Consider the following 6,393-nt stretch of genomic DNA (forward strand, 5'->3'; position numbering starts at 1 on the left):
CGCTTGGGCTGGAGACGCAAGGTCGATGCTTACTTCAGCTCGACTTTAGCGCCTGCTTCTTCCAGCACTGCTTTAGCTTTGTCAGCTGCGTCTTTCGACACTGCTTCCAGAACCTGGGCAGGGGCGCCGTCAACTACTGCCTTGGCTTCTTTCAGGCCCAGACCGGTCAGTTCACGTACTGCCTTGATCACGTTTACTTTCTTCTCGCCAGCTTCCAGCAGCATGACGTTGAATTCGGTTTGCTCTTCAGCAGCAACAGCGGCAACAGCTGGGCCAGCCGAAGCAGCGGCAGCGGAAACACCGAATTTTTCTTCGAAAGCTTTGATCAGCTCAACAACCTGCAGAACCGACATTTCAGCTACGGCGTTGAGGATATCGTCTTGGGAGATAGACATTGCTGTAATTCCTGAATTGGGGGACGGCCTACGCGGCCATCGAAATAAACAAAAATACGCGAGAGGAGATGCTCAGCCTTAGGCTGCGGCAGCTTCTTTTTGCTCGCGAACTGCGGCCAGAGTACGAGCCAACTTGCTGGTAGCGCCTTGAATCACGCTCATCAGCTGAGAAATAGCTTCGTTACGGGTCGGCAGTGTTGCCAGTACGTCGATTTGGTTAGCTGCGAGGAACTTGCCCTCGAACGCAGCTGCCTTGATCTCGAACTTATCCTGACCCTTGGCGAATTCCTTGAACAAACGGGCAGCAGCGCCAGGATGTTCCTTGGAGAACGCAATCAGGGTCGGGCCAGTGAACACGTCGTTGAGGACACTGTATTCAGTGTCAGCAACAGCGCGCTTGAGCAGGGTGTTACGTACAACACGTACGTATACGCCAGCTTCACGAGCCTCTTTACGGAGTCCGGTCATAGCGCTTACTGTCACACCACGGGCATCAGCCACGACAGCGGACAGAGCAGCTTTGGCAGCCTCGTTGACTTCAGCGACGATGGCCTTCTTGTCTTCGAGATTAATTGCCACGGGTTTAACTCCTGCTTGTTACCGTTTCATCTGGCCTGGGCCGGATGTCGTTTTGGTGTCTGATTCGGTAAGGAACCGGGAGCACCATCTGCGTAGGCTTGTGGTTTAAGACTTGCGTCGCCTACGGTCTTGGATAGCCCCCGCCAGGCAGGGACCCCAATCTTTCAATTGGCGCAATTACTTGCGCCAATTTGTGTCTTATACGTCCAGCGAGCCTTGGTCGATGACCAGACCTGGGCCCATAGTGGTGCTCAGGGTAACGCGCTTGACGTAGATACCTTTCGAGGAAGCTGGCTTGATACGCTTCAGATCAGCGATCAGGGCTTCAACGTTTTCCTTCAGCTTGACGGCATCAAAGCCGACTTTGCCAACGGAGGTGTGAATGATGCCGTTTTTGTCGGTGCGATAACGAACCTGACCAGCCTTGGCGTTTTTAACCGCGGTAGCTACGTCTGGAGTCACGGTGCCGACTTTAGGGTTAGGCATCAGACCACGTGGACCAAGGATCTGACCCAGCTGACCTACAACGCGCATTGCATCCGGGGAAGCAATTACGACGTCATAGTTCAGGTCGCCGCCTTTCATTTCGGCAGCCAGGTCGTCCATGCCAACGCGATCGGCGCCGGCGGCCAGAGCAGCTTCAGCTGCTGGGCCTTGGGTGAAGACAGCTACACGTACGGTCTTGCCAGTACCGTGTGGCAGCACAGTAGCGCTACGAACGACCTGGTCGGATTTACGTGGGTCAACGCCCAGATTTACAGCAACGTCAACAGACTCGCTGAACTTGACAGTCGACAGCTCGGTCAGCAGAGCAGCAGCGTCTACAAAATTGTAGGACTTGCCCGCTTCGATTTTGCCGGCGATAGCCTTTTGGCGCTTGGTCAGCTTAGCCATTACACACCCTCCACGTTAAGGCCCATGCTACGAGCAGAACCGGCGATGGTACGCACGGCTGCATCCATATCAGCTGCAGTCAGATCCGCGTTTTTGGTTTTCGCGATTTCTTCCAGCTGAGCACGGGTCACGGTGCCAACCTTAACGGTGTTAGGACGAGCGGAACCGCTAGTCAGACCAGCAGCTTTCTTCAACAGAACCGAAGCCGGGGTCGACTTGGTTTCGAAGGTGAAGCTACGGTCGCTGTATACAGTGATGATCACTGGAGTCGGCAGACCTGGCTCAATACCCTGAGTACGGGCGTTGAAGGCCTTGCAGAATTCCATGATGTTCACGCCGTGCTGACCCAGAGCTGGACCAACAGGTGGGCTTGGGTTGGCCTGAGCGGCCTTCACTTGCAGCTTGATGTAAGCGGTAATCTTCTTGGCCATGAGGCACTCCAATTACGGGTTCGAACGCCTCGAAAGGCTCCCCGGTTACTTGCGCGTTTATCCCAGTGACGACAAAACCCCACAGCCTAAGGCTGCGGGGTTGGGATGCTTGCTCAGCTAGACTTTTTCGACCTGGCTGAACTCTAGCTCTACCGGAGTAGAGCGACCGAAAATGAGCACTGCCACTTGGATCCGGCTCTTTTCGTAGTTAACTTCTTCGACGGTGCCGTTAAAATCAGCGAACGGACCATCTGTGACACGAACAACCTCACCCGGCTCGAACAACGTCTTCGGCTTGGGCTTGTCGCTACCATCAGCAACGCGACGCAGAATTGCTTCTGCTTCTTTGTCAGTGATCGGAGCAGGCTTATCAGCGGTACCGCCGATGAAACCCATGACGCGAGGAGTGTCCTTGACCAAGTGCCAAGTACCCTCATTCATGTCCATTTGAACCAGCACGTAGCCAGGGAAGAACTTACGTTCGCTTTTGCGTTTCTGGCCATTACGCATTTCAACCACTTCTTCAGTGGGAACCAGAATTTCGCCGAAGCCATCTTCCATGCCTGCCAGCTTTACGCGCTCTAGCAAAGAGCGCATGACATGCTTCTCGTAACCCGAGTAAGCATGCACAACGTACCAACGCTTAGCCACGGGACACCCTTAGCCAACAATCAAGGAAACAAGCCAGCCGAGCAGGGAATCAAGCCCCCACAACAGCAACGCCATAACCAGAACAACAGCTACCACGATCAACGTGGTCTGCGTGGTTTCTTGGCGAGTCGGCCAAACGACTTTACGGATCTCGGTACGAGCTTCCTTCACCAGGACCGCAAACGACTTGCCTTTTGCAGTCTGCAGGCCAACAAAGGCAGCAACAGCAGCAAGGGCGAGCAATGCGAGGACACGGTACAGGATTGGCGACCCAGAGTAGTACTGGTTACCAACAACGCCTACAACCACAACAGCGACTACTACAAGCCACTTGAGCAGATCGAAGCGAGAGCCTTGAGCTTCAGCCTTAGGAGTCATCTATGAAGATCCTGTGAAAAGAAAGCCAGACACACCAAGTGAATCTGGCAGGTCAGGAGGGAATCGAACCCCCAACCTACGGTTTTGGAGACCGTCGCTCTGCCAATTGAGCTACTGACCTAAAACAAAATCAGGCCGACAATTATGCCGATCTGAAAAAGACTTTACAACAACAAACCCCTGCAGACCTGAAACCCACCCAAACAAAACAGCGAGAGAGGGCATATTCAACCGGAGGTAGCTGTTAAAACAAAGGCAGATATTTTCATATCTGCCTTGTTATATGGAGCTCTTGAGCGGATTTGAACCGCTGACCTCACCCTTACCAAGGGTGTGCTCTACCAACTGAGCTACAAGAGCGAAACAACTTGCACAACCTGCAAACTTGGAGCGGGTAGCGGGAATCGAACCCGCATCATCAGCTTGGAAGGCTGAGGTTCTACCACTAAACTATACCCGCGGAGCTTGCAGCTCACGCTAAAATGGTGGAGGGGGAAGGATTCGAACCTTCGAAGTCGTAGACGTCAGATTTACAGTCTGATCCCTTTGGCCGCTCGGGAACCCCTCCTAAGCGAGCCGGCATTCTACATCATGCCAGCCTTCTGTCAAGCATTTTCTCATTAAAAAATATGAGGTTAGCTGCGTTGACCTTCACTTCACCCTGTCGACCTAGAAGGTCTTCACTGCGAAGCGGGCGCCATTCTATGCAAACTATTCGAAGGTTGCAATGCCTTCGCACGGCATTATTTTATGTTTTAACTCATTGAATTCATTAGCAAGGTTTTCAAAGGGCAGATCATCGGCCAGACGCCTGCTTTCAGGGGCCACTCGCAGCCAGTATCCCGACGCATCAGGCAGGTTCAGAGACTGCAGCCTGACCTTGATATCCAGGCTCGTGAGGCGCTGCTCAACGGATTGAGCCTCTTTCTGATCAGGCAAACCGCCGATATACAAGCACATCGCCTGCGCATCAGGCGCTTTTGCCCTGTCTCGCCGAACCATCGCATCAGCCGATTCGCTCAACAGGCGGATATCTTGCTGAGAACCACGATAGAGAGCCAAAGGCGTGACATCTTTAGCGCGCAGAGGGGCCTCCTGCTGATGCCAGATGTAATAGAAGACATTGAGGACCAGCAAAAGCAGAAACAGCCAACGCATAAAAACCTCAGGACAAAGGGCACGCCATCGCCAAGCCAACAAAAACCAGATCAGGAACAAGCCTACCGTGAGGCACAGCGTCAGCCACGAGCTCAGCGTCCCCACCGGTAAGGAAGACGGTAAAATCGCTCCCCCAATAGCTTCGAGCCAACTCCAGCTGGGTCAACACAAAACCCCTCAGCATGAGCGTACAGCCGCGCTCTACCGCCTCCACAGTTGTGCGCCCTGGAGACAGCGCCTCAAGAGCCCGTTCAGCGGCGATATCGTCATAGCGTATTTTGCGGGTATGTGTTCGAAGCTGATTACGCATCAGCGGCATCCCCGGACAAATGAAACCGCCGAGATGCTCACCGTCTGCGGAAATGAAGTCTGCTGTTGCGGCGGTGCCAAAATCGAGCACCAGGCACGCGCCCGACGCCAGCTGAAACCCACCCAGCATCGCGAGCCAACGATCCAGTCCCAGGCGCTCGAAATCTTCGTACCCGTTCCGCACCCCACCCATCTGCCTCGCCGAAGCAGCACACAGCACCTTGACGCCAAATGCCTCGACCAAGGTAGCGACCAGTTGACTTGTCTCATCCGAAGCGCGAACACTCACCAGCCGGCAGTCTTTTAACGCGAGCCCCGGGAGCGCGAACAGGCTGTCGATCAGCGAGGCATCCGACCCAACGACACCTTCGGCAAAGATACGAGCCTTATCCGACTCAAGTACCCGCCATTTGATAAAGCTATTCCCACAGTCGAGCTCAAGAATCATCACGCAACCTCAGGCTTAGCTCACCACCGCTATATACTTTCTCAACACCATCCACGCTCAACCGCAATGCACCTTGCCCATCGACCCCCAGCACCACGCCGTCAATCTGGTTCACGCCCGCGATGAGCGATACAGGCCGGCCCTGCCATAAATGGCTTTGCTCCCACTCACCCTGGATTGCCGAAAAGCCAGATGCCTGGTGACGCTCAAGATAAGCCTGCAGCTGCACTCCAAGACGCGCTACCAGGTAGTTGCGATCAACAGCACTGCCGCTCTCCAACTGTACGGAGCTCCATTGCTGATCGACCTCATCCGCCTTCTGCATGTTCACGTTGATGCCGATACCAATAACGACGTGACAGACGTCAGCGGGATCCCCGACCAGTTCCAGGAGAATTCCGGCGATCTTTTTCTGCCCGACCAAAACGTCATTTGGCCACTTCAACCCTGCACCACGAACACCCGCGTCGCGCAGCGCCTGCATAACTGCAAGTCCGACCACCAGGCTTAGCCCTTCCAACTGACGCATGCCGCCTTCGATCCGCATCACAAGGCTGTAGTAGACGTTTTGAGCGAAAGGACTGACCCACTTTCGTCCGCGCCTTCCCCTGCCTGCAGTTTGCTGTTCTGAAAGCACAAGAAATGGCGCAGTGCGACCCGATTCAATCAGCCGCAATGCCTCGGCATTGGTAGAGTCAATGGAGTCAGAGATATGAACAGGCCATGCAGGAACAGGTACATGCCGAGCTATTTCATCGGCACTTAACAGTATCAGGGGCGCAGCCAACTGATACCCCCTGCCGCGCACTTTATGGATAGGTAGACCCAATTCCGCCTCGAGATGCTGAAGCTGCTTCCATACAGCACTGCGACTGACACCCAAGGCAGCACCGAGCGCCTCCCCGGAGTGGAATCGACCATCTTTTAGAAGTTTCAACAACGTCAGCATGCAGGTCTCGCCTCACAATGAGGCACGCATGATAGCCATGCATTAGGCCATTGCATAGAAAGGCAGGACGTTAGCATTGAAGATGCTTGAAATTCGACCGCCCAAATTTTCCGACCGCCCAAAACAAAACCCCTGACTGCATAAGCAATCAGGGGTTTCGGAATTTAATCTTGACGATGACCTACTCTCACATGGGGAAAC

General features: G+C 54.2%; 9 protein-coding genes and 4 tRNA genes. All 13 read right to left on the reverse strand.

From position 1 onward, the window contains the following. Positions 1-29: 29 nt before the first annotated feature. The gene (gene rplL, locus HX839_RS09425; protein WP_003210093.1) at positions 30-395 is read right to left on the reverse strand and encodes a 50S ribosomal protein L7/L12; all 366 of its coding nucleotides are present in this window, start codon (positions 393-395) and stop codon (positions 30-32) included. Positions 396-473: 78 nt separating this feature from the next. Further along, positions 474-974: a 50S ribosomal protein L10 gene (rplJ, locus tag HX839_RS09430; protein WP_003210095.1), complete on the reverse strand. Its 501-nt coding sequence runs from the start codon at positions 972-974 to the stop codon at positions 474-476. Between the two features lie 198 nt (positions 975-1,172). Further along, complete coding sequence (rplA, locus tag HX839_RS09435) at positions 1,173-1,868, reverse strand: 50S ribosomal protein L1 (RefSeq protein WP_003176434.1); 696 nt, start codon at positions 1,866-1,868, stop codon at positions 1,173-1,175. After that, positions 1,868-2,299, reverse strand: a complete 432-nt coding sequence (gene rplK, locus HX839_RS09440; protein WP_003210097.1) for a 50S ribosomal protein L11 — start codon at positions 2,297-2,299, stop codon at positions 1,868-1,870. The genes rplA and rplK overlap by 1 nt, the downstream gene beginning before the upstream one ends. Before the next feature lie 117 nt (positions 2,300-2,416). Further along, positions 2,417-2,950, reverse strand: a complete 534-nt coding sequence (gene nusG / locus HX839_RS09445; protein WP_003176436.1) for a transcription termination/antitermination protein NusG — start codon at positions 2,948-2,950, stop codon at positions 2,417-2,419. Positions 2,951-2,959: 9 nt separating this feature from the next. Next, complete coding sequence (secE, locus tag HX839_RS09450) at positions 2,960-3,328, reverse strand: preprotein translocase subunit SecE (protein WP_003210099.1); 369 nt, start codon at positions 3,326-3,328, stop codon at positions 2,960-2,962. Between the two features lie 45 nt (positions 3,329-3,373). Continuing rightward, positions 3,374-3,449: transfer RNA gene (locus tag HX839_RS09455), tRNA-Trp, on the reverse strand. Positions 3,450-3,612: 163 nt separating this feature from the next. Beyond that, a tRNA-Thr gene (locus tag HX839_RS09460) sits at positions 3,613-3,688 on the reverse strand. Between the two features lie 26 nt (positions 3,689-3,714). Then, a tRNA-Gly gene (locus HX839_RS09465) sits at positions 3,715-3,788 on the reverse strand. 23 nt (positions 3,789-3,811) lie between these two features. Then, positions 3,812-3,896, reverse strand: a tRNA-Tyr gene (locus tag HX839_RS09470). A gap of 143 nt (positions 3,897-4,039) precedes the next feature. Then, entirely contained in the window at positions 4,040-4,486 is a 447-nt protein-coding gene (locus HX839_RS09475) for a hypothetical protein (RefSeq protein ID WP_003210101.1), read from the reverse strand. A 7-nt stretch (positions 4,487-4,493) separates the two neighbouring features. Continuing rightward, positions 4,494-5,243 (reverse strand): pantothenate kinase, encoded by a 750-nt coding sequence (locus HX839_RS09480; protein WP_008436414.1) that lies wholly within the window; start codon positions 5,241-5,243, stop codon positions 4,494-4,496. Beyond that, complete coding sequence (gene birA, locus HX839_RS09485) at positions 5,233-6,192, reverse strand: bifunctional biotin--[acetyl-CoA-carboxylase] ligase/biotin operon repressor BirA (protein ID WP_003210105.1); 960 nt, start codon at positions 6,190-6,192, stop codon at positions 5,233-5,235. The genes HX839_RS09480 and birA overlap by 11 nt, the downstream gene beginning before the upstream one ends. Positions 6,193-6,393: the final 201 nt, after the last annotated feature.

Origin of the sequence: Pseudomonas sp. I8001 (genome assembly GCF_013385345.1) — a bacterium.
Lineage (GTDB): Bacteria > Pseudomonadota > Gammaproteobacteria > Pseudomonadales > Pseudomonadaceae > Aquipseudomonas.